Source organism: Anaerosacchariphilus hominis (assembly GCF_014290175.1).
In the GTDB taxonomy this organism is placed as follows: domain Bacteria; phylum Bacillota; class Clostridia; order Lachnospirales; family Lachnospiraceae; genus Laedolimicola; species Laedolimicola hominis.
The window spans coordinates 26191-52310 of sequence record NZ_JACOOR010000012.1 but is presented as its reverse complement, the minus strand read 5'-3'; the positions used below and the strand labels follow the sequence as shown (position 1 = coordinate 52310).

Below are 26120 nucleotides of genomic sequence, written 5' to 3'. Positions count from 1 at the left end.
GTGGTAGATGGTTGCCTTGGCAACCATCTACCACTGCGCCGAGTGCGCATTTTTGCAAGCTCTGCTTGCTTTTATGGAATAGGGAATTCTATCGGAATTTCCTATTCCATAAGAAAGCCCTTTGTCCGTTCTGGAAATTCCGTCTTCGGACAAAGGGCTGATTTCTTACTTTTTATGCAACACTTACTTATCTCTCCAGATAATCCGTCCCTTAGACAGATCGTAGGGAGACATTTCGATGGTTACCTTGTCACCCGGCAGAATCCGGATGAAGTTCATGCGGAGCTTTCCGCTGATGTGGGCAAGAACCTGGTGTCCGTTCTCCAGCTCTACCTGAAACATTGCGTTCGGCAGCTTCTCCACTACTGTTCCTTCGATTTCAATTACATCCGCTTTTGACATGTTCTTCCTCCTTTTCGTGCAGCCTGATGGCCCGCTTTACGTCAACATCGGTTATTTTCGTCAGGTCCCGGCCTTCGGGTGTCCTGTACATGGGCTGGATATGCTTTACCTTCTTCTTTTTCGGGTTCGCCATGGGGCGAAGCTTCCCGTCTGTCAGATATACATATTCGCCTTCTGTTTTTAATATGATATATAATTTACCTTTATCATGTCCGGCCTTTGATCTGGCGAACATTCCTGTCTCCACTCTCTCCATAGATTTCTCCATTGGTCACCGGCTTACAGTGTCAGAGTCAGAATTTCCGGCTCACCCTCGGTAATCAGGATGGTGTTTTCGTAATGAGCGGAAAGGGAACCGTCATCGGTAACTACAGTCCAGTCGTCGTCCAGCCAGGATACCTCCCAGGTACCCGCATTGATCATGGGCTCGATGGCCAGGGTCATACCCGGCACCAGCTTAATCCCTCTGCGGTGCTGACGGAAGTTCGGAATCTGCGGATCCTCATGAAGGTGCGTTCCGATTCCGTGTCCTACCAGATCCCGGACAACGCCGTAGCCGAACTGGTCAACGTAATCATTGATTGCTGCAGAAATCTGATGAAGATGATTTCCGGCTTTCGCCATTTTGATGCCCTCGAAAAAGCTCTGTCTGGTCACGTCAATCAGCTTCTGGGCCTCGGGACTTACCTTGCCTACCGCATGGGTCCGGGCCGCGTCGGAATGATAGCCCTTGTAAATCAGGCCCGCGTCCAGGCTGACGATATCGCCCTCCTGAAGAATATGCTCCTCATGGGGAATTCCATGTACGACCTCGTCGTTTACGGATACACAGATGGACGCCGGATATCCGTTATAATTCAGGAAGTTCGGAATACATCCTCTCTCCCGGATGAGCTTCTCACCCAGACGGTCAATGTCCATGGTGGAAATGCCCGGCTTTACAAAAGCCGCAAGCTCATTGTGAACCTCTTCCAGCAGCTTGCCTGCTGTGCGCATCAATTCAATTTCTCTGGCAGATTTAATTGTAACCGACATCATTACGCTCCTAAAATCTTTACAATGGCGTTAAACACGTCTTCCATACTCTGAGTTCCGTCTACCTCGGCCAGCTTGCCCTGCTTCGTGTAGTAGTCGATCAGGGGCTGGGTCTGATTGTGATATACATTCAGACGGTTTTTTACAGTCTCCGGCTTATCGTCGTCACGGAGAACCAGCTTCTCGCCGCAGCGATCGCAGATACCCTCGACCCTGGTCGGTGCATATACAATATGATAAGTGGAACCGCAGGCCAGGCAGGCTCTTCTGCCGCCCATACGGTTGATGATATTCTCATCGGGTACTTCCACATTGATTGCGTAGTCAATGGTCTCGCCCTTCTTTGCCAATGCCTCGGTCAGTGCCTCAGCCTGGGGAATGGTGCGGGGGAAACCGTCCAGCACATAGCCGTTCTCGCAGTCCGGATTCTGAAAACGATCCATAATAAGCTCCAGTGTCAGCTCATCCGGTACCAGCTGTCCCTGATCCATGTAGGACTTTGCCTTCTTACCCAGCTCTGTGCCTTCCTTTATATTTGCTCTGAAAATATCGCCCGTTGAAATGTGCGGAATCTGATATTTGTCAGCTATTTTCTTCGCCTGTGTGCCTTTTCCGGCGCCCGGTGCTCCCAACATGATGATCTTCATAATGTAACTCCTCCTCAGGAACCATATAATTCCGTTGTATTATTGCCATAAAGCCTCCGAAAGCCTGCGCGAAACATAGCCCGCACAGGCCGGAAGCTTAATTTTTCATCTAGTCGTTCAAAAAGCCCTTGTAGTAACGTACTGCCATCTGAGATTCGATCTGCTTGATGGTCTCCAGAACAACACCTACCACGATGATGATGGATGTTCCTCCGAAGGAAACGCTCGCTCCGAATACTCCGTTAAAGAAGATCGGTACGACACATACGATAATCAGGCCGATTGCACCGACAAAAATAATGTAATTCAGAATTTTTGTCAGATAGTCTGAGGTGGGACGACCCGGACGGATACCCGGGATAAAGCCACCCTGCTTCTTCATGTTATCCGCGATCTCCAAGGGATTGAAGGTAATGGATGTGTAGAAGTAAGCAAAGAAGACTACCAATACAATGTAAAGCAGCAGTCCCAGCGAATAAACAGGCTGCTGGGGATTGCACCAGCTGCTGGAGCTTAAGCCGGTGATAATCTTGCCGCCGACTCCGGTTCCTGCGCTCTTGCCCATGAGAGCAAGAATGATTCCCGGAAATGACATCAGGGAAGAAGCGAAAATAACGGGGATAACTCCTGCGGTATTGACCTTCATGGGGATATTGGTGCTCTGTCCGCCCATGACCTTTCTGCCCTGAAGCTTCTTGCTGTACTGAACGGGGATTCTGCGCTCTCCGTCCTGAAGAATGATAACAAATACAACCGTCACAACGATAACAAACAGGATAATCAGTGCTGCCAGAACTGCCATCGCCACGCTCTTGCCGCTCATGAACTTGGTATACAGAGATACGAAGTCATCCGGCATACGGGATACGATGTTGATCAGCAGGACGATGGAGATACCATTGCCCACGCCGTTCTGGTTGATACGCTCACCGACCCACATCAGGAATGCGGAACCGGCTGTCAGCGCTACGACTACCACAGCCATGTTGTACCAGGTCGCATTTTCCAGAAGACCCTGATTACCAAAACCTACGGTCATGGCAATACCCTCGATGAGAGCCAGCGCTACGGTCACGTAACGGGTGATATTCTGGAGCTTCTTCCGTCCGTCCTCACCATCCTTCTGCATTTCCTCAAGCTTCGGAATCGCGATGGTAAGGAGCTGGATGATAATGGAAGATGTAATGTACGGGTTGATACCTAACGCAAAAATGGACATGCTGGCCAGAGAGCCGCCGGTGAAAGCATCCAGAAGGTTGAATGCATCACCGGTCTGAGCTGCAAGCCAGTTCGCAAAGAAGGTGCGGTTCACGCCCGGAACCGGCAACTGGGATCCCAGTCTGACGACAATCAGCATCAGAAAGGTGTAGATCAGCTTCTGCCGGATATCCTTGATCTTAAATGCGTTCTGTAATGTTTTGAACATTAGATCACCTCTGCTTTTCCACCAAGAGCCTCAATTTTTGCTTTTGCTCCCTCGGAAAAAGCATTTGCCTGTACTGTGAGCTTCTTTGTAAGCTCGCCGTTTCCAAGGATCTTTACGCCATCCTTCGGGTTCTTAACGATTCCCTGCTCAAGCAGAGTCTCTACAGATACAACTGCGTCGTTCTCGAATACTTCCAGTGCGCTCACATTGATTCCAACGATAACCTTGGAGTTTCTGTTTGTGAAGCCTCTCTTCGGAAGTCTTCTGTATAACGGCATCTGACCGCCCTCAAAGCCCGGTCTCGGTGCTCCGGAACGAGCCTTCTGACCCTTATGACCCTTACCAGCTGTCTTACCGTTTCCTGAACCGTGTCCACGACCTCTACGGAAGCTTCCGCTCTGCTTGGAGCCTTCTGCATACTGTAAATTTGATAAGTCCATTGTGACACCTCCTATTCCGTAATTTAATTAGATCTCTTCTACCTTTACCAGATGTCTTACATGCCAGATCATTCCTCTGACTGCCTCGTTATCCGGCATCTCAACTGTCTTGTTTACCTTACGAAGGCCAAGAGCCTCTACAGTTGCACGCTGCTTCGGGATGGCTCCGATCGGGGATTTTACCAATGTAATCTTTAACTTACCTGCCATGTCCGTATCCTCCTAGTTCGTAATCTCTTCAACGGATTTGCCACGGTTCTTAGCAACCTCTTCCGGAGTCTTCAGTGCCTTCAGACCCTCGATAGTAGCAAGAACTACGTTCTGCTTGTTGTTGGAACCAAGAGACTTGGTACGGATATTCTTGATACCTGCAAGCTCCAGCACGTTACGGGCCGGGCCTCCAGCGATAACACCAGTACCTTCCGGTGCTCTCTTCAGCAGTACGGATGCGCTGCCGAACTTTCCGATATAATCATGTGTAATACTGTTGTTCTCGTCAATTGCAACGGTTACCAGCTTCTTCATGGCATCCTCTTTGCCCTTGCGGATTGCTTCCGGAATCTCAGTCGCTTTTCCAAGACCGGCGCCAACATGTCCGTTGCCGTCACCGACAACTACCAGAGCGGTGAAACGCATGGTACGACCACCCTTGACAGTTTTGCTTACACGCTTAATTGACACTACCTTGTCAGTTAACTCAAGCTGACTCGGGTCGATAATCTCATGTCTCATCTGTCTTTTTCCTTCCTTTCCTAGAATTCCAATCCAGCCTCACGGGCTGCGTCTGCCAGTGCCTGAACCTTGCCCTGATAGATAAAGCCGCCTCTGTCAAAGACAACGGTCTTGATACCCTTTTCCAGAGCCTTCTCTGCGATTACTTTTCCAAGGTATGCTGCTGCATCAACGTTGTTGGTTTTCTCAAGCTCAGCCTTTACACTCTTTTCCATAGTGGATGCTGCTACCAGAGTATTTCCGACTGTATCGTCAATAATTTGAGCATACATATGATTATTGCTTCTAAACACAGCCAAACGCGGTCTCTCAGCAGTTCCGCTGATATGATTACGTAATTTTCTATGCTTATTTACGCGAACTTCGCTTCTTGACTTCTTACTAACCATTTTTATACTCTCCTTACTTATTTTTTACCAGTCTTACCGACTTTACGTCTGATAACTTCATCAGCATACTTGATTCCCTTGCCCTTGTACGGCTCAGGTCTTCTCTTGTCGCGGATCTCTGCTGCGTACTGGCCAACCTTCTCTTTGTCGATACCCTTAACGGTAATCTTGTTGCCATCAACTACAGCCTCGAGGCCTTCCGGATCGATCATCTCTACCGGATGAGAATAACCAAGAGACAGGGTCAGCTTATTGCCGGACTTCTGTGCTCTGTAACCTACACCGTTTACCTCAAGAGTCTTCTGATAACCCTCGCTCACACCAACTACCATGTTGTGAATCAGAGTTCTTGTCAGACCATGTAAGGATTTCATCTTCTTCAGGTCATTCGGTCTTGTAACGACTACCTGACCATCTTCAAGCTTAATTTCCATCTCTGCGGGCAGTACTCTTACCAGTTCGCCCTTCGGACCTTTAACGGTCACCTTGTTGCCTTCCTCGATGGTTACTGTAACACCAGCGGGAACGGCTACCGGATGTCTACCAATTCGTGACATGCCTTTTTCCTCCTAAAACTTAGATTTTCGGAGAAGCTGCTTATGGCTTCTCTGTTTTCAGTTGCATTGAGCACTTAGTGAGAGCGAGCCTCACGGCGACGCTCGAACTTAGTGCGAAAGTACACCCGGACACTTGGCGGGGTATTTTCGAGCCTAGTGACCGTGGTGTTTCCTATTGAAAGGTTCTCAGCCAACTACAGTACTGATTACCAAACAAATGCAAGTACTTCTCCGCCTACGCCCTGTGCGCGAGCTTCCTTGTCTGTGATTACGCCCTTGTTTGTGGAGATGATAGCAACTCCCAGGCCGCCCAGTACCTTCGGCAGCTCCTCTTTGTTAGCGTATACACGCAGACCCGGCTTGGAGATTCTCTTCAGACCGGAGATGATCTTCTCGTTCTTATCCTTGCCATACTTCAGGGTAATGCGGATGGTCTTGAAGTTTCCGTCTTCTACGAGATCGTATTTTGCAATGTATCCCTCGTCTACCAGAATGTTCGCAATCGCGATCTTCATCTTGGAAGCGGGTACATCAACGGTATCATGTTTAGCGGTGTTTGCATTACGAATTCTTGTAAGCATATCCGCGATGGGATCATTCGTTGTTAATGCCATGACTTGTTTTATACCTCCTATTCTTGTTCATACAAGCGGTAAATCGGTAACAGCTGCAAGGAAGTTCGCTCCACTAACCTCAGGCTGCGGCTATCGCCTTGCCTTCGTTAAGGGTCGCGAACGACCTCGCACTAAGTTCAGCCTTCGCCCTGCGGGCTTGGCTTCACTAAGTTGCTATCGGTCACCAGCTTGCTTTCTTAACGCCAGGGATCTGGCCCTTGTATGCTAACTCACGGAAGCAAATTCTGCAGATTCCGTATTTTCTCAGATATGCATGCGGACGGCCGCAGATTCTGCAGCGATTGTACTCTCTGACTGCGAATTTCTGTTTCCGCTGCTGCTTAATCTTCATTGCTGTCTTAGCCATGAAATTTTCCTCCTATCCTATTTTGTGAACGGCATATTGAATAATGTCAGTAACTCGCGTGCTTCTTCGTCTGTCTTAGCAGTTGTAACGAAGATAACATCCATACCTCTTACCTTGTCTACCTTATCGTATTCAATTTCGGGGAAAATTAACTGCTCTTTGATACCCAGCGCATAGTTTCCGCGTCCGTCAAATGCGTTCGGGTTTACACCACGGAAGTCACGCACACGGGGAAGTGCCAGGTTGATCAGACGGTCAGCAAACTCGTACATTTTCTCGCCGCGAAGTGTAACCTTGCAGCCGATTGCCATACCCTCTCTGATCTTGAAGTTCGCAACAGAGTTCTTTGCTCTGGTCAGAACTGCCTTCTGTCCGGTGATAGTCTCCATATCCTTTACAGCAGATTCCAGAACCTTCGCATTGTCCTTTGCCTCGCCAACGCCCATGTTGATGACGATCTTGTCGAGCTTCGGAACTTCCATAATGTTCTTGTATCCAAATTTCTTTGTCATTGCGTCTACGATTTCATTCGTATACTTTTCTTTCAGTCTACTCAACTTTCTGCGACCTCCTTCCTTGATTAATCAATTACTTCGCCAGTTGCTTTCGCATAGCGGACTTTCTTGTCTCCATCCATCTTGAAGCCAACTCTTGTAGCTTTGCCCTTCAGGCTGTACATTACGTTAGACAGATCGATAGGAGCCTCCTGGTGAATAATTCCGCCATTCTGGTTTGCCATGGAAGGCTTGGTGTGCTTTGTAATCATATTAACGCCTTCTACGATTACAGTGTTGTTTTTATGATTGACGGCAATAACTTTGCCCTCTTTATCCTTGTCTGCGCCGGCGATAACCTTAACGGTATCACCTTTTTTAATCTTAACTGTAGACATTTGGCACCCTCCTATAATACTTCCGGAGCAAGTGAAACAATTTTCATAAACTGCTTTTCACGAAGCTCTCTTGCTACTGGTCCAAAAATACGGGTTCCTCTCGGGTTCTTGTCATCCTTGATGATAACTGCCGCATTCTCGTCAAACTTGATGTAAGATCCGTCTTTACGACGAGCGCCCTTTACTGTACGAACGACTACGGCTTTCACTACGTCGCCCTTCTTTACAACTCCGCCGGGTGTTGCATCTTTGACGCTGGCAACGATGATGTCACCGATGTTTGCATATCTTCTGGTGGAACCGCCCATTACGCGGATGCAAAGAAGCTCTTTTGCACCGGTATTGTCTGCCACCTTGAGTCTGGTTTCCTGCTGTACCATTCCGGTAACCTCCTTACCTTATTTCGCTTTCTCCATGATTTCAACGAGTCTCCATCTCTTGTCCTTGGACAGCGGTCTCGTCTCCATAACCTTTACGGTATCACCTACGTGGCACTCATTGTTCTCGTCGTGAGCCTTCAGCTTGTAAGTATCCTTTACAATCTTCTTGTACAGCGGATGCTTAACGTGCTCCTCAACAGCAACAACGATGGTCTTGTCCATTTTATCGCTTACGACCTTGCCAACACGTGTTTTTCTCAGATTTCTTTCCACGATAATTCTCCTTCCGCCTTATTACGCATTCGCCTGCTGTGCGATAACAGTCTGAATTCTGGCGATGTTCTTGCGAACTTCCTTAATTCTGCTAGTGTTATCAAGCTGATTGGTTGCGTTCTGGAATCTCAGGTTGAACAGTTCCTTTTTCGCAGCTACTAATTCCTCATTTAATTCCGCAGCAGATTTTGCCTTTAATTCTTCAACATACTTATTACTCTTCACTGTTATCACCGCCTTCTAAGTCTGCTTTAGAAACGATCTTACACTTGCAGGGCAGCTTGTGCATTGCAAGACGAAGTGCTTCTCTAGCTGTTTCCTCCGGTACGCCTGCAACCTCGAACATTACACGGCCCGGCTTAACGACTGCTACCCAGTACTCCAGTGTACCCTTTCCGGAACCCATACGAGTCTCGGCAGGCTTTGCTGTAACCGGCTTATCCGGGAAAATTTTGATCCAGACTTTACCGCCACGCTTCATGTAACGGGTCATGGCAATACGGGCTGCCTCAATCTGGTTTGATTTAATCCAACACGGCTCTGTAGCGACGATACCGAACTCGCCCATGGTGATCTTGTTGCCTCTCAGGGCCTTACCAGCCATGGAACCGCGGAACTGTTTACGACGCTTTACTCTCTTCGGCATTAACATTATTTATCGCTCCCTTCCTTGTTTCCTTTCGTCGGAAGTACCTCGCCTTTGTAGATCCATACCTTTACGCCAATCTTGCCGTAGGTGGTATCTGCCTCAGCGAATCCGTAGTCAATATCTGCTCTCAGTGTCTGCAGCGGGATAGTTCCCTCGCTGTAAAACTCGGTACGAGCCATATCGGCTCCGCCAACACGGCCAGCAACAGCCGTCTTGATTCCCTTAGCGCCTGCCTTCATGGTTCTGCCCATGGTGGACTTCATAGCGCGGCGGAAGGACACACGGTTCTCCAGCTGAAGTGCGATGTTCTCAGCAACCAGCTGTGCGTCGCGGTCCGGTCTCTTAATCTCTTTGATGTCTACGATAAGCTTCTTATCGGTATACTGAGCAAGCTCAGCCTTAACCTTCTCAATTTCAGAACCGCCCTTGCCGATAACAACGCCCGGCTTTGCGGTATAGATGATGATCTTTACTCTGTCAGAAGCACGCTCAATCTCAATCTTAGCTACTCCTGCGCTGTAGAGCTTCTTCTTCAGGAATTTACGGATGTTGTAGTCCTCTACAAGATAATCAGCGAAGGAATCTTCTGCATACCATCTGGAATCCCAATCTTTAATAACGCCGACTCTGAGGCCGTGCGGATTAACTTTCTGTCCCATGCTTTACCTCCTATTTCTCATCAAGCACGATAGTGATGTGGCTCATTCTCTTCTCGATTCTGTAAGCCCGGCCCTGTGCTCTCGGTCTGATTCTCTTCATTGTCGGTCCCTTGTTTGCGTAGCACTCTGCCACATAAAGGTTATCACGGTTCATTCCGTTGTTGTTCTCAGCATTTGCGATTGCTGACTTTAATAATTTCTCTACCAGTGTGGAAGCGTAACGCGGATTGTACATTACAATACCAAGTGCTGTCTCCACATCTTTGCCACGAATGGCATCTAATACGAAGCATGCCTTCTGAACAGATACGCGAGCGTAGGAAAGCTTTGCTGACGGTCTTGTATCCTTCTGGGCATTTCTTTCTCTCTTAATCTGACTTCTATGTCCCTTAGCCATTTGGATGAGTCTCCTTTCTTTCCTGATAAACGATTAACGCTTAGATTTCTTCTCGTCTTTTCCGTGTCCACGGTAGGTTCTGGTCGGAACGAACTCTCCGAGCTTATGTCCTACCATATCCTCTGTGATGTATACCGGAACGTGTCTTCTTCCGTCGTGAACTGCGATTGTATGACCAACCATCTGCGGGAAGATAGTGGAGCGGCGGGACCAGGTCTTGATAACTGCCTTGTCGCCTGCTTCATTCATTGCGTCTACCTTTTTCAGTAAGCTCTCATCTGCAAATGGTCCTTTTTTTAATGAGCGAGCCATGTGTTTTCCTCCTTACTTGAATGTTCTGCCGTCTCTTCTTCTAACGATCAGCTTATTGGACTTCTTGTTCTTCTTTCTCGTCTTCAAACCAAGAGCGGGCTTGCCCCACGGTGTGCAGGGACCAGGACGACCAATACCGGTCTTTCCTTCTCCACCACCATGCGGATGGTCGTTCGGGTTCATTACGGAACCGCGGACTGTCGGACGGATACCCATGTGACGCTTGCGTCCAGCCTTACCGATGTTGATCAGGTTGTGCTCTGCATTTCCTACAACTCCGATAGTAGCTCTGCAATTTAAAGGAACCATTCTCATCTCACCGGAGGGCAGACGAAGTGTTGCGTACTTGCCTTCCTTAGCCATGAGCTGTGCGCTGTTTCCTGCGGAACGAACCATCTGTCCGCCCTTGCCCGGATGCAGCTCGATGTTGTGTACCTGTGTACCTACGGGAATCTCAGAAAGGGGCAGGCAGTTTCCTACTCTTACCTCGGCTTCCGGTCCGTTCATGACCTTCATGCCATCCTTCAGGCCCTGAGGTGCAAGGATATATGCTTTCTCGCCGTCTGCGTAGCAGATCAGTGCGATGTTTGCTGTACGGTTCGGGTCATACTCTACACCGATTACAGTTGCGGGGATACCGTCTTTATTTCTCTTGAAATCGATGATTCTGTATTTTCTTCTGCTTCCGCCTCCGCGGTGTCTTACAGTGATTTTACCCTGGTTGTTACGACCTGCGTTCTTGCTCAGGGATACCAGCAGTGCCTTCTCCGGCTCCTTCTTGGTAATCTCAGAGAAATCAGAACCAGTCATGTGTCTTCTGGAAGGTGTATATGGATTATATGTCTTGATACCCATTACATTTCTCTCCTTTCGTTCTGTTCAAATTATTAGTTGTCAGGCGGTTGGAGCCGCCTATAATCCACAGTTTATCGGGGACGTTCGCTCAACTAGGCTCGAAAACACCTCGCCAAGGTTCGCGAACAGGGTCCGACTAAGGCTCAACTATCGCCTTCGGCTCTGTTTCGCCAAGTCTTATAACCCTTCGAAGATCTCGATATCTGCGCTCTCTGCGGTCAGCTGTACGATAGCCTTCTTGGTCTTAGCGGTCTTTCCTACTGCTGTTCCACGTCTCTTCTTCTTTCCGTCCAGGTTCATGGTGTTGACGCTCTTTACCTTTGTGCCGGCAAACATCTTCTCAACAGCCTCTTTAATCTGGGTCTTGGTTGCATCTGTGTGAACCAGGAAAGTATACTTCTTATCGCCCATAGCCTCCATACTCTTCTCGGTGATAACCGGCTTCTGGATGACATCATAGTACTTTACGTCTGCCATTATGCGTACACCTCCTCGATTGTTGCTACAGCTGCCTTGGTTACGATAACGGTGTTGTACTTCAGGATATCGTATACGTTGATGGTATTGGTCAAAGCAGTTTTAACTGTAGGAATATTTCTTGCGGATAATACTACGTTTGCATCGTTCTCGTTCAGAACTACCAGAGCTTTAGAAGCCTTCAGGTTGTTCATTACGTTTGCGAAATTCTTTGTCTTAACTTCGTCGAACTTCAGCTCGTCTACTACGATAAGCTTGTTCTCAAGAACTCTGGAGGTCAGAGCAGACTTAAGTGCCAGTCTCTTCTCCTTCTTGTTCAGACGAATGGTATAATCTCTCGGTGTGGGTGCGAATACAACGCCGCCGCCAGTCCACTGGGGAGCTCTTGTTGAACCCTGTCTTGCATGACCGGTTCCCTTCTGTCTCCAGGGCTTTCTTCCGCCGCCGGATACTTCAGAACGGGTCTTTGCTTTCTGCGTTCCCTGACGCTTATTTGCAAGCTGTGCTACAACCGCCATGTGTACCAGGTGCTCGTTTACGTCTACACCGAATACAGCATCGTTTAAGTCGATTGTGCCAACTTCATTTCCTTCCATATTGTAAACAGATACTGTTGCCATCTGTAAGTCCTCCTTTCCGCTAAAGATTATCTATTAACCTTTACTGTTTCCTTGATAGTAACCAGAGACTTCTTGGGGCCCGGTACTGCGCCTTTTACCAGAAGCAGATTCTTCTCTGCATCTACGCGGACAACCTCAAGGTTCTGGATGGTGATCTTCTTGTGACCCATCTGGCCAGGCATTCCTTTTCCCTTGAATACCTTGCTCGGATCGGAGCAGGCACCATTGGAACCAGCGTGACGGTGGAACTTGGAACCGTGAGCCATGGGTCCTCTGTGCTGACCATGTCTCTTGATAGCACCCTGGAAACCTTTACCCTTGGAAATAGCGGTTGCGTCAATCTTGTCGCCAGCGGCGAAGATGTCAGCCTTAATCTCCTGTGCCAGAGCGTAGCTCTCAGCATCCTCAAATCTGAACTCTCTCACATATCTCTTGTAAGATACGCCTGCTTTGTTGAAGTGACCCTTCTGAGCCTTGTTCACAAGCTTCTCTCTCTTGTCTGTGAATCCGACCTGTACTGCGCTGTATCCGTCGTTCTCAACAGTCTTAACCTGAGTTACCACACAGGGGCCTGCCTGAAGAACTGTAACCGGTGTCAGTACGCCGTCTTCATTGAAAATCTGCGTCATTCCGACTTTTGTTGCTAAAATAGCTTTCTTCATTTCTTTTCCTCCTTATTTCTCTACAGCGGAACGCTTAAGCGTTCATTCTAGCTGAAGGATTACTTGTTTTTCATTTTGATATCGATGTAAACACCAGCCGGCATCTCCAGTCTGGACAGTGCGTCTACTGTCTTCTGGGTCGGGGTAATGATATCAATCAGTCTCTTATGAGTTCTCTGCTCGAACTGCTCTCTGGAGTCTTTGTACTTGTGTACAGCTCTCAGAATGGTAACTACCTCTTTCTTAGTGGGAAGGGGAACCGGTCCGCTCACCTGTGCTCCATTCTTCTTTACAGTTTCGATGATCTTCTTTGCGGATGCATCCACCAGCTGATGGTCATACGCTTTCAGTGTGATTCTCATTACTTGACTTGCCATAAAAAAAGTCGCCTCCTTTTCGTACTTTTAAAGACCAGTACGACAAGCGGTGACTGTACACTCTCCCGTGTGTATCCTAACTCTTAAAGAAAACATCACGTTGTTTCCGTGGCTCTGCACGGACAGTTATTTTGTACAGTGACTTGTCGCCAGTTTCCTAACTTGACATTCGCTCCACGGAAAACCTGCCTCATGGGCAGCAACCTCACGCTTCACAGCTATCAATGTCACAACAGTTGCAATTATACAGGATGTTCCGGGGAATTGCAAGGTTTTTTTCAAAAAAAGTGGAAGAAAAGTTTTTATAAATTTCACAAACTTTTCGCCCACTTTTTAGTGATTTTAACCAATTTCCAGTTTCCATTTTTTGTTCTGCCGCCAATACATCACGCCCAGGCAGACAGCCGTAGTCATCCAGGTGATCGGATAGATTCCTGCCACTCCTTCCGCGCTGTGATAATGCCGCATCAGGAACCAGAGACTCAGCATACGGATTCCGCACATATTTACAAGGATAACCGCCATCGGCCCCATTGTTTTTCCCGTTCCCCGCAGCGCTCCGGAAAAACCCTCCAGAAATACATATATAAAATAGAAGGGAAAGGTTACCTGCGCAATGCGGATCCCCAGCTCTATCACTTCCGCATTTTGGGAAAACAGGCTGAATACGCCATATCCGTGCGTCAGAAGGAGCGTGCTTACGGTCACGGTAACAAGGATTCCCATCAGAATGCTGACTCCCGTTCCCTTCCGCATTCTTTGCCATTTCCCCGCTCCGTAGTTCTGTCCGCAGAACGTTGTGTTGGCCTGCCCGAACGCCATGATGGGAAGATATACAAAATTTTCCACCTTGAAATAATCAGTGAAGGCCGCAATGCTTACGATTCCGAGGCTGTTGATCTGCGCCTGGACAATCAGGTTGCTCAGCGTAATCACCATAGACTGAATTGCCGCCGGAATCCCGATTTTCAGGATTCTTCCGCAGACCTGCTTCTTAAGCGCAATATCCCTGATCCGCAACCGGCATTCGGAATCCGGCTTCATCAGATGGCCTACTGTAAATACAGCCGCCATCATCTGCGATACCAGGGAGGCCAGCGCCACTCCTTCCACTCCCATGTGCAGCACACACAGGAAGAACGCGTTTCCCGCCACATTGGCAATTCCGCCTATCAGCTGATAATTCATCGGCGAGCGCGAATTTCCGAAAGCTCTTAAGATTCCGGAACCGATATTATAAAAAACCATGGGAAGCATACTGAGAAAATAAATTCTGATGTAGGCAACGGCCAGCTCCATAATATCTTCCGGCGTATTCATCAGACGCAGCACAGCCGGCGTGAGAAATATCCCGAACAGAATCAGCAGGGCAGAAGCTGCCAGCGCCAGTCCCGCCGCGCAATGAATCAGATCATGCAGTTCTTTCTGATTTCCTGCTCCGTACGCATGGGATACCGACACGCTTACTCCCACGCTCATTCCGGTAAAGAAGCCCAGGACCAGGGTAATCAAAAGACTTCCCGCGCCGACGGCCGCCGCCGCGTCCGTGCCCAGAAGCCTTCCCACAAATATCAGATCGACGGTATTATACAGCTGCTGAATCAGGCTGCTCCCCAGAAACGGCAGTGCAAACAAAAGCATTCCTCTTCCAATGGAGCCCTGTGTTAAATCTCCCCGCTCAGCCTGCCTCATCTGCTATCATATGCTCCCTTATTCCATACGCGACCAGGGCTGTACCTTCTTCCACAGACAAGCCTGTATTATAATAGAAGACAACCCCATCCTCTTCCGCGTAATACTTCTTGATTACTTCTCCGTAAAAATCCATACAGTACCCCAGAAGCTCTCCCCGGGCCACTTCCATATTTTCATGGAGATCCGTATGCCAGATTCCCCTGGTATCCGAGGTAAGATAGGTGGTTCTGGGAACTACCGTCTTTTTACACACCTGTTCCTCTGTTTCAATATCTCCATACATTTCCAAATGCTTTAAAAGCAGGAAGATATCTCTGTAATAAGCGTCTACCCACTCTTTTTTACAGAATCCGCCATATCCGCGCTCCACCAGAAGTCCGGGAACCTTATGATAATTCGCGGCATAAGAATACTGCCCCGCCGTAGCCGTCGAAGCTATCAGCCATGGGATATCCAGAGCGCGCGCCGCAGCCAGCGCTTCCTCCGTCACAGCCTCCGCCAGCGGATAGAAGAGACAGGGCGTCAGGGGCTCCTGCTGCCCCCCGGAATGCATATCCATCATAAAATCAATCTCATCGAAAAAATGGCGCACAAAATAATCCGCAATCCGTTCTCCCGTGGTTCCGCCCTCTTTTCCCGGATACTGTCCGTTCAGATTGAAGTCGTCCTCCGGAATCAGGCCAAAGGTTCTCTTAAAAAATCCGCTGGTATTGACGCAGTGAATAAAAATCAGGTTTCCGTTCAGCTCCTCCGGCTGAATCTCCCCTGCTGCCCGTATCACGGCCGGAATAGCCGGGTATTCTCCCGCATGGATTCCCGCTGTAATCAGAACGGTCTTTCCTTTTCCGCAGCCGCAAATCAATGTCGCCGGCATGGGATACATTTTTTCCTCTCCTGCTTCTTCCACCGGGATTTCTATCGTCACTCTTCTTTTTTCTCCCGTCTGCAAAGAAAATCCTGCAATCTTCCACATGATATAGTCCTCTCTTTCTTGTCATGCATACAGATGACAGGCAATCCAATGCCCTTTCTCCACCTCCCGGAGCTGCGGCCTCTCTGCGGCGCAGATCTCCATGCATTTTTCACAGCGGTTCCGGAACGGACAGCCTGTCGGACGCTCCAAGGGGCTTGGAATCTCGGAATCCAGGCTTTCTATCTCTTTTTCAAAATCCATATCCAGGGAAAATACCGCGCTTTTTAACGCCTCTGTATAAGGGTGGCAGACGCCGCGGCCCAGCTTCTTTCCTTCCGCAAGCTCCACCACAAAGCCCAGATACATAATTGCCGTTCTGTGGGACACAGAGCGGATCAGCGCCACGTCATGGCAGATAAAAATAATCGACGTATGCTTCTCTCTCTGAAGCTTTACCAGCAGCTCCACGATACTTTTCTGAACCGATACGTCCAGCGCCGATGTGGCTTCATCGCAAATCAGGATTTCCGGCTCCAGGGCCAATGCGCGCGCAATCGCCACACGCTGCTTCTGACCGCCTGACATACTGCGCGGATACCGCTCTGCAAATTCCTCCGGAAGCTCCACCATCTTCAGAAGCTCCCTCGCCTTCGCCGCTTTTTCCGACGGTTTTATAAGCCCATAATTTTCCAGCGGCTCGCACAAAATATCCTTTACTTTCATTCTGGGAGAAAATGAGTCCGTAGGATCCTGGAATACCATCTGAATATGACGGCGCATTTTCCGCTTCTTCTCCCCCTTCAGACCGGCGACATTTTCGCCGAACAGGAGAAGCTCCCCATCGGTGGGCGGCTCAAGCAGCGACAGCACGCGCACCAGCGTACTCTTGCCGCATCCGCTTTCCCCGGCAATTCCCAGGGTCTCGCCTTCATAAAATTTCAAAGATATATCGTTGTTTGCGTACAAAGGGCGTCCGTCTGGGGCTGTAAATACCTTATTTAAATGACGGCTCTCCAAAATTGGTGTTTTCTCCTTACACATAGCCTTCTCCATACATATTCGGAACCGCAGCCAGCAGTTTTCTGGTGTATGCGCAGCCCGGCTGTTCCAGTATTGTCTTCCGGTCTCCCTCTTCCACAATGCTTCCATTCTGCATAACCACAATCCGATCTGACATATATGCCGCCACGCCCAGATTATGGGTTACCAGGATAATGGAGGTTCCGTGATTTTTCCGCAGCTCCATCATCTGACGCACGATCTGCGCCTGTGTCGTCACGTCCAGGGCCGCCGTAGGCTCATCAGCCAGCAGCAGCTCCGGCTCAAAGGTCATGGCCATGGCAATTCCGACCCTCTGACGCATACCGCCGGACAGCTGGAAGCCGTAGCTCTTCATAATGCGTTCCGGCTCCGACAGCCGCATGGCTTCCAGCATAGCCACCGCCTTTTCTTCCGCCGCTTTATGGCTCAGCTTTTCATGCTTCTGAATGTATTCTATATACTGCGAGCCGATTTTTCGTATCGGATTCAGCATGGCTCCGGAATCCTGGAAAATCATGGATATCCTGGAGCCCCGGAGTTTCTGCATTTCCTTTTCGCTGTATTCAGGAAGAGACTTTCCCTCAAACAAAATATCGCCGGATACCAGCTCTCCTTCCTGTGGCAGAAGTCCCAGAATGGAACGTATCGCCGTAGTCTTTCCGCTTCCGCTTTCACCTACCAGGCTGATAATTTCCCCTCTTTTCATATGTAGGGAGAAATCCTGCAAAAACGGCTGTCCATGATATGCAACTGTTATGTTCTGTATATCCAGCATGGGAAAGTCCCCTTTTCTATATATTCTTCTTTATGACGCCGGTGTGATATCCTTTGTTACCCAGTAGTAATCGCACACATAGCTGTGAACGCCTTCTACGGAAGCCGCGGAGCAGAGATTGAAATTATAGGCGCCGCTGCAGATGGTCGCCACGTCTTCCATCAGGATTTCCTGCATCTGTGTAAAGATTTCCGTCCGCTTTTCCGTATCAAATTCACCAATCAGCTGTTCATACAGCGCGTCGTATTCTTCATTATGATAATTTCCGTAATTAAAGCTTGTATCGGTAATCTTTCCGTACCAGTGCTTCAGGAAGTTCTCCGGATCTCCGGTAGGTGTGGTTACTTCATTGTTGAACATCAGATCAAAGCCCTGGGACACCCGCAGGTCTACCGCGTTTTCCGGCATGGAAATCGTGGTCTTGATTCCGATTGCTTCCAGCTGAACCCCATACGCCTGCGCAATCACGTCCTGCTGACGGCTGGTTGTCGCTACAATATTGATGTCGATATTTTTGCCGTCCAGTTCGCGGTATCCGTCTCCATCGCCGTCTACGATACCGGCCTCGTCCAGCATGGCCTTGGCAGCCTCCGGATCGTAGCTGTACGGGTTATCCAGATCATAACCGGGCACTGGCACATTGTTGGTGTAAGTATAGGACCCGCCTGTGGATACATCGCACACGGTCTGGCCGTCAATTGCCGTTATCACTGCTTTTCTCAGGGTATCATTGCCCAGCACTCCGTCAAAATTGATAAACCAGTTGCAGACACGGTTTCCACCGGTGACGTCAATCTGATAGGTACCCGCATTCTCCAGAACCGCTCTGTCAGACGCCGCAATGTTGATTCCCATGTCTGCAGAACCGTCCTGCAGGGCCATTGCGCGGGCAGAAGCCTCCCCAAGCTTCATGACATTGACCGTCTCAAAGGGTACTTCGCCGTCCCAGTAATTGTCATTTTTTACCAGCTGAATATCATGCTCCGGATCATTGGATACAAAGCAGTAGGGTCCTGTACAAATCGGTCCGTCCGCAGCAATATCGCGATCCGCAGAGCCAGCCACATCGATAATGCCATACCAGGGATACGCAAGGCAGCCCGGCAGGTCTACGGTCGGCTCACTTGTTACAATCGTCACAGTCCAGGCTTCATCGTCCGCACTGATGCTGTCATACGTGAAATAATTCCAGGGGTTTCCATTTCCGCCCTTATTGGGATCGGTCACCTCGAATAATCTCTCCAGGGATTCCTGAACCTTTGTCGCGGTCATAGGTTCTCCATTGGAGAAGGTTACATTTTCTTTCAGCTTTATGGTCCAGGTCAGCTGATCGTCCGCTACAGACCAGTCTTCTGCCAGCCACGGCGACACGGTGCCGTCGTCCTCAAAACGGGTCAGCGTTTCCAGCGCTCCCCAACGCATTACAAACCAGCTGTTCCAGTCATCTGCCGGATCCAGAGTTGCGCTGGTCAGCTCTGTCGCCACATTCAGCTGTGTTTTCGCGCTTCCTCCGTCTGCCGCCGCTTTCTGCTCTGTTCCTGTGCTGCCGCCGCACGCTGTGATACTGCCCGCAAGGCACAGGCTAAGGGCAAGGGCAATCAGTTTTTTTCCGTTCATCTTCTCTTTCTCCTCTTTTTTCTTCGTTTTTCTGTTGCATTTGGATCTATCATATCTCTAATACAGTCACCCCAGAGATTAAAGATGACTACCGTAATAAAGACCGCAAGTCCCGGACAAAACAGCAGCCACGGGCTGCTCAGTATATAAGTTCTTCCCTCGCTCAGCATATATCCCCATTCCGGTGTGGGGGGCTGGATTCCAAAGCCAAGGAAGGACAGGCTTGCCAGCGACAGCATGATGGTGCCGATATCCGTCGCCGCCGTAATGATCATCGTAGGAAGCGCGTTGGGCAGCATATATCTCATCAGGATTCTGCTGTGTCTGGATCCCGATATTTCCGCCGCGGATATATAAGTCCTGTTCCGTATCTTCAGCACCAGGCTTCTGGATAGTCTGGCGTATCTGGTCCAGCTTACTGCCGCGATTGCAATCATGGAATTTTTCAGGCTTGGCCCAAGAATTCCCGCGATTGCCATAGCCAGAATCAGATCCGGGAAGGCGATCATCATGTCGCCCACTCTCATGATTACCGCGTCTGCCGCTCCGCCGAAATACCCGGCTATGATTCCAAGAAAGGTACCCACAACCAGGATTACCGCCACAAGAATCAGCACGCTGTATACGCTGGTGGTCGCCCCGCAGATTACCCGGGAGAACACGTCCCGCCCCAGCGCGTCGGTTCCAAAATAGTGTTCTTTTCCGGGCGCCTGGAATGCGTCGCTCAGTGACGCGCTCAACGGATCATAGGGAACGATTTTGTCCGCCAGGAACGCCACTGCCAGAATAAGGAAAACCAGAATGGAAAGCACCGCAAATCTTGTATTCTTTTTCATCCGTTCTCCCCCTCCCTGGTCCTCGGATCAATATAATGATAGGATATATCCACCAGCAGATTTACCACCATATAGATCAGGGCTATCCATAACACGAAGCCCTGGATCAGCGGATAATCCCGTGCCTTCACCGCTCCCACCGCCAGGATACCCAGTCCCGGGTAAGAGAAAATAATCTCCACCACCGAGGTTCCTCCGAGAAGCGAGCCAAAGGAAAGCCCCAGCATGGTAACCAGCGGAAGCATGGCGTTGGGAAGAACCTGGCGGAACAGTATTTCCCACTGATTCATTCCCCGGGCTCTCGCGCCTGTCACGTAATCCTGGTGCAGCTCCTCCAGTACCGCCGTGCGCACCTGTCTGGAATATTTGGACGCCATGGCAATGGCCAGCGTGATGCCCGGCAGCAGCATCTGTTCCATTCCGACGGAGCTGCTCGCCACCTTTACCAGTCCCAGCTTTAAAGCGAAGACATATAATAAGATCAGGCCAATCAGGAAGCCCGGAAGCGAAATACCCAGGAAAGAAAGAAAGCGAACGATATAATCCGCTATCCCGTCCTGTCTGACCGCCGAAAGGATTCCAAGGGGAACCGAAACAATTAACATCAGTCCCAGGGAAAACAGGGCCAGCCGGAACGTTGCCGGCAGCCTTTTCATCAGCAGATCCAGTACCGGGGCGCTTTTACTGAATGAGGTTCCAAAATCTCCGTGAAAAATACCGCCTATCCAGTCCACATATTGCTGTAAAAAGGGTTTGTCCAGTCCCATGGACTGCCTGGCCTGCTCCAGCATTTCCGGACTCGGGGTAATTCCCAGGGAATCATACATGGCTGTGGCCGGATCGCCCGGCGCAAGGTAGGTTAATAAAAAGGTCAGAAAGGAAATGCCTATCAGCACTACGCACATCTGGATAAGTCTGGATACGAGCCTGTTCTTTTTCACTGTTTTCCTCCATTTCAATAAGAAAAGCGACTTAATTACACAAAAAAAGCCATGGATGCTTTTGCATCCATGACCGATTTTACATGGGAAATAAGCCTTCGCAAATAGATCGTTCGCTAAGGGTGCTGCATAGCAGTTCTCCTGACTCACATATTCAGGGAAGAAGCCCAGCGAACTCTCCTCGCCTTCTCAGGTTTACCCCAATGGCGGACTTTCATCTAAGGATCATTCTTTATGTATACAGTGGCGGTACCGTCCATGATTTCCACATGATTCTCTATTCTTTATCAGCCGCCGTACGCGACTGACAACACTATGCTTGTCTATTTTACTTGATTCCTCTATATCTGTCAAGATTTTTTCCCATTTTTTGTCTGCCAAGGGAATATGCAGCATAAAAATAGGAATGCAGAAGCCGAAACGATTTCTGCATTCCCATTTTTCTATAGATTCAGAAGGTATCCGATAAAATTAATATTCAGGTACTATCCATCTACCTTCAGCCGCACCGAAGTCTCGATTTCCCGAAGACACTCCTCCACCTGCCCCTTATCCAGGCGTTCCACGCCCGGGTTCCAGTACTCCATGCCCAGATAGCGGTATTTGTTTTCCGCGTAGCGGTGGTAGGGCAGAAAATTGATTTCTTCTATATTAATAGTTTCCGCGAAACGGAGGATTCCCGTCAGACTCTCCCTGTCAAAATTAAATTCCGGGATCACCGGCACCCGAATAATCACCTGTTTTCCTGCCTCCCGCAGTCTTCTGCAATTCTCCATGATCCGCTCGCATCCTGCGCCTGTGTAGACTTTGTGCTTCTCTGTATCCGTGCTTTTGATATCATACAGATACAAATCCATGGAATCCAGCACCGCCTCAAAGTTCTCCCAGGGCACATTTCCGCAGGTCTCTACGGCCGTTCCGATGCCCTCCGCCTTACAAAGCCGCAGAACCTCCGCCACAAACTCCTTCTGAAGCAGGGCCTCTCCGCCGCTGAAGGTGATACCGCCGCCTGTGCGTTGATAAAAGGACAGGTCCTTCCGTACCTCCTCCATCAGCTCTTCGGCTGCCAGAAACCGGTCTCTTTTGTATTTCGCCTCGGCGTAACATACCTCCGCGCAGCTTCCGCAGCCGGTACATTTCTTCCGTTCCACGCCGATATGCTTTTCCGTTCCGGACGCCCCCGTGGGGCAAACGGAAATGCAGGCCCCGCAGCCGATACAGAGCTGTGGGTTAAACATCAGAACCGGCTGAGGCAGCATGGCCTCGGGGTTACAGCACCACCGGCATCGGAGAGTACAGCCCTTTAAAAATACCACGGTACGGATTCCCGGCCCGTCGTGGACTGAGAATCTCTGTATATTTGTAATCCGACCTTCCATAGGCTAAAGTTCCATCAGGCTGGTACGGTCAATGATATCGTCCTGCACTTCTTTGCCCAGAGCTGTGAAAAAGGCGCTGTATCCGGCCACACGCACCACCAGTCCACGGTACTCGTCCGGATGCTCCTGGGCCCGCCGCAGATCCTCTTTGGTCACCACGTTAAACTGCGTCTCCCAGACGCCGCAGTCCACGATACTACGCATATATTCTCCGAATATCCTATCACAGCCCTCTCCCTTGAAAATGGACGGATGCAGCAGTTGATTCAGGACAGAGCCGTGTCCTGCCCGGACATTGCAGAGCTTTCCAGCTGATTTGAAGATGGCCGTAGCTCCCATCTTATCGTCCCCATGGGTGGGAGATACGCCTCCGTCATTCAGGGGCTCTCCCGCGTGGCGGCCGTTGGGGGTCGCCGCCGTATGCTTTCCGTTGGGTACATTAGCGGTCAGATAATAGATGCCTGCAGTGAAGATGCCGCCTCTGGCGTTCCGGTAGCCCTCCAGGGCGTCGCAGAATACCGACACCGCGAAGTCGCTCATCTGATCCGCCTCATCGATATCATTTCCGTATTTCGGCGCCCGATTTTTCAGCATGAGACGTAAGGGCTCTTTTCCTGCAAAATCGCTCCGAAGGGCCTCCACCATTTCCTGCATGCTCAGCTTTTTCTCGTCAAATACAAATTTCTTCAGGGCCATCAGGGAGTCGCCCACGGTAATGGGGCCCACGCCCAGCGGGGAGGAGAAGTTATATTCGGCTCCGCCCTGCTCGAAGTCCTCGCCGGTCTCCAGGCAGTCCTGAATCACGCTGGAGCAGAAGGGCAGATGCAGGTACATCTTATGGCACATATCCAACACCCGATCGTATTTCACAAGAACATCCGTAAAGTAGTTCACCTGGGCCCGGTATGCTGCCTCTACCTCTTCGATGGAAGTAAAGCCTGCCGCATCACCCGTATGAGGACCCATCTGCACGCCGGTCAGCATACACGATCCGTCGTTCAGGGCCAGCTCCAGACATTTGGACAGGTTGATGTGACCGCTATTGCCCCAGCTGTTGGTCTTTCCGTCGATGACCGGCTCGCTGCAGCCCAGGAAGCTGAAATTGTATACATCCTCTTCCTTCACGCCGATGCCCCGTACTGCCCGTGTAATCAACTCGTCATTGTAGATCTTCACCTTATTCAGGCCCATCTTTACATTCTTTGTCACTTCATCAATCAGACGCTGGGAGGTTCCCGCGTGGATCCGCACCGCAATATCCGGCTGGGCCAGAGCAATTCTCCGATCCGCCTCCAGAACCAGGATTGACACCTCGTTAGTGATGTCGCTTCCGTCCGCCCGGACGCCGCCGATGGTGATGGTCTGTCCGTGGGCCGGTCCCGTATTGACCGCCGTAGATTCATTGGATGAGATCTTGTCGATCTCGCCCAGCTTCAGATACAGGCATTCCATCAGCTCCAGAGCGCTCTCATGGGTCAAAAGTCCCTTTTCCTCATCCGCCTTATAATAAGGATATAAGAACTGATCCATTCGTCCGATGCTAATGGCCAGGCCGTTGCCCTCCATCTGGATAGCCAACTGAACGAAGTATAAGAACTGCAATGCCTCCCAGTAGGAAGATGCTGGTTTTGCCGGAACATTTCTACAGTTGGACGCGATCTGCAAAAGTTCTTTCTTCCTCTTCCCATCCGGCTCCTTCTCCGCCATGGTCTCCGCCAGATTCGCAAAACGGTTGGCATAGAGAATCACCGCACCCATAGCCTCCGCACAGGACATATAGAATTCCCGCTTTTCCACGTAATCGTCTTTTTCAATATCCAGATTCTGTAGCTTCTCCTGACAGCGCGCAATCAACGCCTCAAAGCCGGTTCCCAGAAGTCCCATGTAGTCCGGCACCAGATGGCCCGGGGACTTGGACGCGTAGCTGGCATTATAGACTACGCCGTAGCCAATTACCTGATCCAATTCTTTCGGGATGCAGGAAGCCACCCGCTCATCCAGGGCGCGGCCTTCCCAGTATTTCAGGCATTCCCGTAAGGTCGCTTTCTGCTCCTCGGTGATGGCAAACCGATCGCCCGGTCTGGTGGCAAAATCATCCATCTGTTTGGATATCCAGCCTGCCGCGTACTCCGGAAACAGCGGCGTGCTCCGTACCTTTTGGGCATGGCAGCCCACGATCAGTTCGTTATCATGAATGGCAATGGTCATACGCTCCAGCACATGGCGCAGCGCCAGCGCCTTTTTCATGGCCTCGGAACGATTCTCGTTCAGCTTATAGCTTTCTGTCACCAGAACCGCCCTCTCCGTATCTGCCGCCCGGGTGGCCTGCAAAAACGCGTTTCTGAGTTTTGTAATTCTGTCTTCCATCCTCTGCCTCCTTATCCACTTCTGTTACGATTCTTTCTGCCCTCATTATAGGAAATTCTCCTGTTTTCTAAAAGTCACAAAGCTGTCCGTCCACGTGGAAAGAAATTGCACAAAAACAGGACCCCGTCCGGGGTCCCGTTTCGCATACACTGTCTGTATTTACCACTGTGCCGGAAGGAAGTCCTCCACGTTGTCCGCGTTGATGACTGCCGGCTCCATGAACACATAATCGTCGATGGTCTCACCGTTGAACCATTTTGCTGCCAGAAGCACCGGAAGCGCGCCATCCTGCATGGGCGGCTGATTGGTCGCACAGGTGAGCTTGCCCTCTTTGATATAGTTTAACGCTGTCTCGCTGTTGTCGATTCCGCCGATGAGGATATCGCTGCGGCCTGCTGCCTCGCACGCCTCGATGGAACCGGTGGCCTGTACGGTGGTCTCAGAGGTGAAAATCACATCCAGATCGTCGCCGTATTTTGTGATCCAGTCAGATACTACCTGCTTTACATTCTCTGCTGAATCCGTTCCCGGAGACTGAATATCCAGGCATACCATATCCGGAGCAATCTTTGCCAGTTCGGTAATCACGCCGTAAGCTCTCGCATAGTATGCAGATCCGCCCGGATTGTGGGTAATCACGCAGTAGTTTCCTTTGTAGCCGGCCTTCTCTGCCATGTACTGTGCCAGCAGCTTACTCTGATCCCAGTCCGCCGGTCCGCAGAAACTCAACAGATACTGGAAGCCCTCGTTGCTGGGCATAACGTTGGAGCCAATCACCGGGATTCCCGCGTCATACATTTTCCGCAGATGTGTTACAGAGGTCTCCTGGTCAACCGGGTTGTAGATAATCAGATCCGGCGCCTCGTTAATGGCCTGATCCACCTGCTGGGTCTGAATATTCACATCCCAGTTGGCAGACATGACTTCCACTTCCATGCCGAAGATCTCAGCTGCCTGCTTGGTAGCCTCGATATATGCAGTATGGTAGGGATGATCGCCGTTCTTCAGAAGAATCAGCTTCTTACCGATACAACCGTCCGCCGGTGACGCAGGCTGCTCCAGCTTCTGGATCTCCGCGTAAGGATACTCGAAGTTGAACCAGTGAAGCTCGTCCGTCTCCGGAAGCGAGTCCGGATCTGCAGGCTTCTCCGGGGTATCTGGAACAAAGGTATCGATGAATAAAGGATTGCCCGCATTATCCTTTGCGGACTGCCAATCGATGGCTTTGCTCTTCTCCAGATTGTCTCCTCCGGCATCCGCCGTCTCGGTACCGGTGGCTGTCTGCGTATCCGAAGCAGCTCCTCCGCCGGAGCCGCAGCCTGCCAGCAGACTCACTGCCAGCGCTCCTGTCAGCAACAGACTTGTCAGTGTTCGTTTCTTCATGTTGTAAAACC

At 50.1% G+C, this 26120-nt stretch carries 36 protein-coding genes and 1 riboswitch; all 36 genes read right to left on the bottom strand.

Annotated elements, in window-relative coordinates; genetic code table 11:
• Nucleotides 1-183: 183 nt before the first annotated feature.
• Nucleotides 184-402 (bottom strand): translation initiation factor IF-1, encoded by a 219-nt coding sequence (gene infA, locus H8S44_RS15675; RefSeq protein WP_158363570.1) that lies wholly within the window; start codon nt 400-402, stop codon nt 184-186.
• Nucleotides 380-658: a KOW domain-containing RNA-binding protein gene (locus H8S44_RS15670; protein WP_186872293.1), complete on the bottom strand. Its 279-nt coding sequence runs from the start codon at nt 656-658 to the stop codon at nt 380-382. Before H8S44_RS15670 ends, infA begins: the two co-directional genes overlap by 23 nt.
• Before the next feature lie 23 nt (nt 659-681).
• Nucleotides 682-1437: a type I methionyl aminopeptidase gene (gene map / locus H8S44_RS15665; protein WP_186872292.1), complete on the bottom strand. Its 756-nt coding sequence runs from the start codon at nt 1435-1437 to the stop codon at nt 682-684.
• Nucleotides 1438-1439: 2 nt separating this feature from the next.
• On the bottom strand, nt 1440-2084 hold the full coding sequence (locus H8S44_RS15660; RefSeq protein ID WP_186872291.1) for an adenylate kinase: 645 nt from the start codon (nt 2082-2084) through the stop codon (nt 1440-1442).
• Nucleotides 2085-2193: 109 nt separating this feature from the next.
• The gene (gene secY / locus H8S44_RS15655; protein ID WP_186872290.1) at nt 2194-3510 is read right to left on the bottom strand and encodes a preprotein translocase subunit SecY; all 1317 of its coding nucleotides are present in this window, start codon (nt 3508-3510) and stop codon (nt 2194-2196) included.
• The gene (rplO, locus tag H8S44_RS15650; protein ID WP_186872289.1) at nt 3510-3950 is read right to left on the bottom strand and encodes a 50S ribosomal protein L15; all 441 of its coding nucleotides are present in this window, start codon (nt 3948-3950) and stop codon (nt 3510-3512) included. The genes secY and rplO overlap by 1 nt, the downstream gene beginning before the upstream one ends.
• Before the next feature lie 27 nt (nt 3951-3977).
• Nucleotides 3978-4160, bottom strand: a complete 183-nt coding sequence (gene rpmD / locus H8S44_RS15645) for a 50S ribosomal protein L30 (RefSeq protein ID WP_186872288.1) — start codon at nt 4158-4160, stop codon at nt 3978-3980.
• A 12-nt stretch (nt 4161-4172) separates the two neighbouring features.
• Nucleotides 4173-4682 carry a 30S ribosomal protein S5 gene (gene rpsE, locus H8S44_RS15640; protein ID WP_158363577.1) on the bottom strand — a complete coding sequence of 170 codons (510 nt, stop codon included), beginning with the start codon at nt 4680-4682 and terminating at the stop codon, nt 4173-4175.
• A gap of 20 nt (nt 4683-4702) precedes the next feature.
• On the bottom strand, nt 4703-5071 hold the full coding sequence (gene rplR / locus H8S44_RS15635) for a 50S ribosomal protein L18 (RefSeq protein WP_186872287.1): 369 nt from the start codon (nt 5069-5071) through the stop codon (nt 4703-4705).
• A gap of 17 nt (nt 5072-5088) precedes the next feature.
• The gene (gene rplF / locus H8S44_RS15630; RefSeq protein ID WP_186872286.1) at nt 5089-5628 is read right to left on the bottom strand and encodes a 50S ribosomal protein L6; all 540 of its coding nucleotides are present in this window, start codon (nt 5626-5628) and stop codon (nt 5089-5091) included.
• 206 nt (nt 5629-5834) lie between these two features.
• The gene (gene rpsH / locus H8S44_RS15625) at nt 5835-6242 is read right to left on the bottom strand and encodes a 30S ribosomal protein S8 (RefSeq protein WP_158363580.1); all 408 of its coding nucleotides are present in this window, start codon (nt 6240-6242) and stop codon (nt 5835-5837) included.
• 181 nt (nt 6243-6423) lie between these two features.
• Complete coding sequence (locus H8S44_RS15620) at nt 6424-6609, bottom strand: type Z 30S ribosomal protein S14 (protein WP_087163512.1); 186 nt, start codon at nt 6607-6609, stop codon at nt 6424-6426.
• 17 nt (nt 6610-6626) lie between these two features.
• Nucleotides 6627-7166: a 50S ribosomal protein L5 gene (rplE, locus tag H8S44_RS15615; protein WP_158363582.1), complete on the bottom strand. Its 540-nt coding sequence runs from the start codon at nt 7164-7166 to the stop codon at nt 6627-6629.
• A gap of 23 nt (nt 7167-7189) precedes the next feature.
• Complete coding sequence (rplX, locus tag H8S44_RS15610; protein WP_158363583.1) at nt 7190-7501, bottom strand: 50S ribosomal protein L24; 312 nt, start codon at nt 7499-7501, stop codon at nt 7190-7192.
• Between the two features lie 11 nt (nt 7502-7512).
• Nucleotides 7513-7881, bottom strand: coding sequence for a 50S ribosomal protein L14 (rplN, locus tag H8S44_RS15605; RefSeq protein WP_158363584.1), 369 nt, complete (start codon nt 7879-7881; stop codon nt 7513-7515).
• Nucleotides 7882-7899: 18 nt separating this feature from the next.
• Nucleotides 7900-8154: a 30S ribosomal protein S17 gene (gene rpsQ, locus H8S44_RS15600; protein WP_158363585.1), complete on the bottom strand. Its 255-nt coding sequence runs from the start codon at nt 8152-8154 to the stop codon at nt 7900-7902.
• Nucleotides 8155-8175: 21 nt separating this feature from the next.
• Entirely contained in the window at nt 8176-8379 is a 204-nt protein-coding gene (rpmC, locus tag H8S44_RS15595; protein WP_186872285.1) for a 50S ribosomal protein L29, read from the bottom strand.
• Entirely contained in the window at nt 8369-8806 is a 438-nt protein-coding gene (gene rplP, locus H8S44_RS15590) for a 50S ribosomal protein L16 (protein ID WP_158363587.1), read from the bottom strand. Before rplP ends, rpmC begins: the two co-directional genes overlap by 11 nt.
• Nucleotides 8806-9462 (bottom strand): 30S ribosomal protein S3, encoded by a 657-nt coding sequence (rpsC, locus tag H8S44_RS15585; RefSeq protein ID WP_158363588.1) that lies wholly within the window; start codon nt 9460-9462, stop codon nt 8806-8808. Before rpsC ends, rplP begins: the two co-directional genes overlap by 1 nt.
• Before the next feature lie 10 nt (nt 9463-9472).
• Nucleotides 9473-9859, bottom strand: coding sequence for a 50S ribosomal protein L22 (gene rplV, locus H8S44_RS15580; RefSeq protein ID WP_178039247.1), 387 nt, complete (start codon nt 9857-9859; stop codon nt 9473-9475).
• A 33-nt stretch (nt 9860-9892) separates the two neighbouring features.
• On the bottom strand, nt 9893-10171 hold the full coding sequence (rpsS, locus tag H8S44_RS15575; RefSeq protein ID WP_178039248.1) for a 30S ribosomal protein S19: 279 nt from the start codon (nt 10169-10171) through the stop codon (nt 9893-9895).
• A 12-nt stretch (nt 10172-10183) separates the two neighbouring features.
• Nucleotides 10184-11026, bottom strand: a complete 843-nt coding sequence (rplB, locus tag H8S44_RS15570; protein ID WP_178039249.1) for a 50S ribosomal protein L2 — start codon at nt 11024-11026, stop codon at nt 10184-10186.
• Nucleotides 11027-11203: 177 nt separating this feature from the next.
• Nucleotides 11204-11503 carry a 50S ribosomal protein L23 gene (gene rplW / locus H8S44_RS15565; protein WP_186872284.1) on the bottom strand — a complete coding sequence of 100 codons (300 nt, stop codon included), beginning with the start codon at nt 11501-11503 and terminating at the stop codon, nt 11204-11206.
• Nucleotides 11503-12123 carry a 50S ribosomal protein L4 gene (gene rplD / locus H8S44_RS15560; RefSeq protein WP_186872283.1) on the bottom strand — a complete coding sequence of 207 codons (621 nt, stop codon included), beginning with the start codon at nt 12121-12123 and terminating at the stop codon, nt 11503-11505. The genes rplW and rplD overlap by 1 nt, the downstream gene beginning before the upstream one ends.
• A gap of 26 nt (nt 12124-12149) precedes the next feature.
• Nucleotides 12150-12785 carry a 50S ribosomal protein L3 gene (gene rplC, locus H8S44_RS15555; RefSeq protein WP_186872282.1) on the bottom strand — a complete coding sequence of 212 codons (636 nt, stop codon included), beginning with the start codon at nt 12783-12785 and terminating at the stop codon, nt 12150-12152.
• Between the two features lie 59 nt (nt 12786-12844).
• Nucleotides 12845-13162, bottom strand: coding sequence for a 30S ribosomal protein S10 (rpsJ, locus tag H8S44_RS15550; RefSeq protein WP_087157539.1), 318 nt, complete (start codon nt 13160-13162; stop codon nt 12845-12847).
• A 342-nt stretch (nt 13163-13504) separates the two neighbouring features.
• Nucleotides 13505-14797: an MATE family efflux transporter gene (locus H8S44_RS15545; RefSeq protein WP_330593457.1), complete on the bottom strand. Its 1293-nt coding sequence runs from the start codon at nt 14795-14797 to the stop codon at nt 13505-13507.
• Between the two features lie 43 nt (nt 14798-14840).
• Nucleotides 14841-15830, bottom strand: coding sequence for a M14 family metallopeptidase (locus tag H8S44_RS15540; protein ID WP_186872280.1), 990 nt, complete (start codon nt 15828-15830; stop codon nt 14841-14843).
• A gap of 21 nt (nt 15831-15851) precedes the next feature.
• Nucleotides 15852-16712 carry an oligopeptide/dipeptide ABC transporter ATP-binding protein gene (locus H8S44_RS15535; RefSeq protein ID WP_330593456.1) on the bottom strand — a complete coding sequence of 287 codons (861 nt, stop codon included), beginning with the start codon at nt 16710-16712 and terminating at the stop codon, nt 15852-15854.
• Nucleotides 16713-16803: 91 nt separating this feature from the next.
• Nucleotides 16804-17586, bottom strand: coding sequence for an ABC transporter ATP-binding protein (locus tag H8S44_RS15530; RefSeq protein ID WP_186872278.1), 783 nt, complete (start codon nt 17584-17586; stop codon nt 16804-16806).
• A gap of 30 nt (nt 17587-17616) precedes the next feature.
• Complete coding sequence (locus H8S44_RS15525; RefSeq protein ID WP_186872277.1) at nt 17617-19203, bottom strand: ABC transporter substrate-binding protein; 1587 nt, start codon at nt 19201-19203, stop codon at nt 17617-17619.
• On the bottom strand, nt 19200-20039 hold the full coding sequence (gene nikC / locus H8S44_RS15520; protein ID WP_186872276.1) for a nickel transporter permease: 840 nt from the start codon (nt 20037-20039) through the stop codon (nt 19200-19202). The genes H8S44_RS15525 and nikC overlap by 4 nt, the downstream gene beginning before the upstream one ends.
• Nucleotides 20036-20980, bottom strand: coding sequence for a nickel ABC transporter permease (nikB, locus tag H8S44_RS15515; protein ID WP_330593455.1), 945 nt, complete (start codon nt 20978-20980; stop codon nt 20036-20038). The genes nikC and nikB overlap by 4 nt, the downstream gene beginning before the upstream one ends.
• Before the next feature lie 114 nt (nt 20981-21094).
• Nucleotides 21095-21312, bottom strand: a riboswitch (cobalamin riboswitch).
• 153 nt (nt 21313-21465) lie between these two features.
• Nucleotides 21466-22359: a glycyl-radical enzyme activating protein gene (locus tag H8S44_RS15510; RefSeq protein ID WP_186872275.1), complete on the bottom strand. Its 894-nt coding sequence runs from the start codon at nt 22357-22359 to the stop codon at nt 21466-21468.
• A gap of 3 nt (nt 22360-22362) precedes the next feature.
• Nucleotides 22363-24726 carry a glycyl radical protein gene (locus H8S44_RS15505; protein WP_186872274.1) on the bottom strand — a complete coding sequence of 788 codons (2364 nt, stop codon included), beginning with the start codon at nt 24724-24726 and terminating at the stop codon, nt 22363-22365.
• 159 nt (nt 24727-24885) lie between these two features.
• Nucleotides 24886-26109, bottom strand: coding sequence for a sugar ABC transporter substrate-binding protein (locus H8S44_RS15500; RefSeq protein ID WP_186872273.1), 1224 nt, complete (start codon nt 26107-26109; stop codon nt 24886-24888).
• Between the last annotated feature and the right edge of the window lie 11 nt (nt 26110-26120).

What these genes read in the sequence shown, in the direction of transcription:
- nikC (WP_186872276.1), bottom strand. Translation starts at nt 20,039, where the DNA reads ATGAAAAAGAATACAAGATTTGCGGTGCTTTCCATTCTGGTTTTCCTT.
- rplV (WP_178039247.1), bottom strand. Translation starts at nt 9,859, where the DNA reads ATGGCTAAGGGACATAGAAGTCAGATTAAGAGAGAAAGAAATGCCCAG.
- rplP (WP_158363587.1), bottom strand. Translation starts at nt 8,806, where the DNA reads ATGTTAATGCCGAAGAGAGTAAAGCGTCGTAAACAGTTCCGCGGTTCC.
- H8S44_RS15660 (WP_186872291.1), bottom strand. Translation starts at nt 2,084, where the DNA reads ATGAAGATCATCATGTTGGGAGCACCGGGCGCCGGAAAAGGCACACAG.
- rplX (WP_158363583.1), bottom strand. Translation starts at nt 7,501, where the DNA reads ATGTCTACAGTTAAGATTAAAAAAGGTGATACCGTTAAGGTTATCGCC.
- rpmD (WP_186872288.1), bottom strand. Translation starts at nt 4,160, where the DNA reads ATGGCAGGTAAGTTAAAGATTACATTGGTAAAATCCCCGATCGGAGCC.
- H8S44_RS15510 (WP_186872275.1), bottom strand. Translation starts at nt 22,359, where the DNA reads ATGGAAGGTCGGATTACAAATATACAGAGATTCTCAGTCCACGACGGG.
- secY (WP_186872290.1), bottom strand. Translation starts at nt 3,510, where the DNA reads ATGTTCAAAACATTACAGAACGCATTTAAGATCAAGGATATCCGGCAG.
- map (WP_186872292.1), bottom strand. Translation starts at nt 1,437, where the DNA reads ATGTCGGTTACAATTAAATCTGCCAGAGAAATTGAATTGATGCGCACA.
- H8S44_RS15500 (WP_186872273.1), bottom strand. Translation starts at nt 26,109, where the DNA reads ATGAAGAAACGAACACTGACAAGTCTGTTGCTGACAGGAGCGCTGGCA.
- rpsH (WP_158363580.1), bottom strand. Translation starts at nt 6,242, where the DNA reads ATGGCATTAACAACGAATGATCCCATCGCGGATATGCTTACAAGAATT.
- rplW (WP_186872284.1), bottom strand. Translation starts at nt 11,503, where the DNA reads ATGGCAGACGTAAAGTACTATGATGTCATCCAGAAGCCGGTTATCACC.
- rpsJ (WP_087157539.1), bottom strand. Translation starts at nt 13,162, where the DNA reads ATGGCAAGTCAAGTAATGAGAATCACACTGAAAGCGTATGACCATCAG.
- H8S44_RS15530 (WP_186872278.1), bottom strand. Translation starts at nt 17,586, where the DNA reads ATGCTGGATATACAGAACATAACAGTTGCATATCATGGACAGCCGTTT.
- H8S44_RS15505 (WP_186872274.1), bottom strand. Translation starts at nt 24,726, where the DNA reads ATGGAAGACAGAATTACAAAACTCAGAAACGCGTTTTTGCAGGCCACC.
- rplR (WP_186872287.1), bottom strand. Translation starts at nt 5,071, where the DNA reads ATGGTTAGTAAGAAGTCAAGAAGCGAAGTTCGCGTAAATAAGCATAGA.
- rplD (WP_186872283.1), bottom strand. Translation starts at nt 12,123, where the DNA reads ATGGCAACAGTATCTGTTTACAATATGGAAGGAAATGAAGTTGGCACA.
- rpsC (WP_158363588.1), bottom strand. Translation starts at nt 9,462, where the DNA reads ATGGGACAGAAAGTTAATCCGCACGGCCTCAGAGTCGGCGTTATTAAA.
- rplB (WP_178039249.1), bottom strand. Translation starts at nt 11,026, where the DNA reads ATGGGTATCAAGACATATAATCCATATACACCTTCCAGAAGACACATG.
- rplF (WP_186872286.1), bottom strand. Translation starts at nt 5,628, where the DNA reads ATGTCACGAATTGGTAGACATCCGGTAGCCGTTCCCGCTGGTGTTACA.
- H8S44_RS15670 (WP_186872293.1), bottom strand. Translation starts at nt 658, where the DNA reads ATGGAGAGAGTGGAGACAGGAATGTTCGCCAGATCAAAGGCCGGACAT.
- rpsS (WP_178039248.1), bottom strand. Translation starts at nt 10,171, where the DNA reads ATGGCTCGCTCATTAAAAAAAGGACCATTTGCAGATGAGAGCTTACTG.
- H8S44_RS15620 (WP_087163512.1), bottom strand. Translation starts at nt 6,609, where the DNA reads ATGGCTAAGACAGCAATGAAGATTAAGCAGCAGCGGAAACAGAAATTC.
- rplO (WP_186872289.1), bottom strand. Translation starts at nt 3,950, where the DNA reads ATGGACTTATCAAATTTACAGTATGCAGAAGGCTCCAAGCAGAGCGGA.
- H8S44_RS15525 (WP_186872277.1), bottom strand. Translation starts at nt 19,203, where the DNA reads ATGAACGGAAAAAAACTGATTGCCCTTGCCCTTAGCCTGTGCCTTGCG.
- H8S44_RS15540 (WP_186872280.1), bottom strand. Translation starts at nt 15,830, where the DNA reads ATGTGGAAGATTGCAGGATTTTCTTTGCAGACGGGAGAAAAAAGAAGA.
- infA (WP_158363570.1), bottom strand. Translation starts at nt 402, where the DNA reads ATGTCAAAAGCGGATGTAATTGAAATCGAAGGAACAGTAGTGGAGAAG.
- rplC (WP_186872282.1), bottom strand. Translation starts at nt 12,785, where the DNA reads ATGAAGAAAGCTATTTTAGCAACAAAAGTCGGAATGACGCAGATTTTC.
- rpsE (WP_158363577.1), bottom strand. Translation starts at nt 4,682, where the DNA reads ATGAGACATGAGATTATCGACCCGAGTCAGCTTGAGTTAACTGACAAG.
- rplN (WP_158363584.1), bottom strand. Translation starts at nt 7,881, where the DNA reads ATGGTACAGCAGGAAACCAGACTCAAGGTGGCAGACAATACCGGTGCA.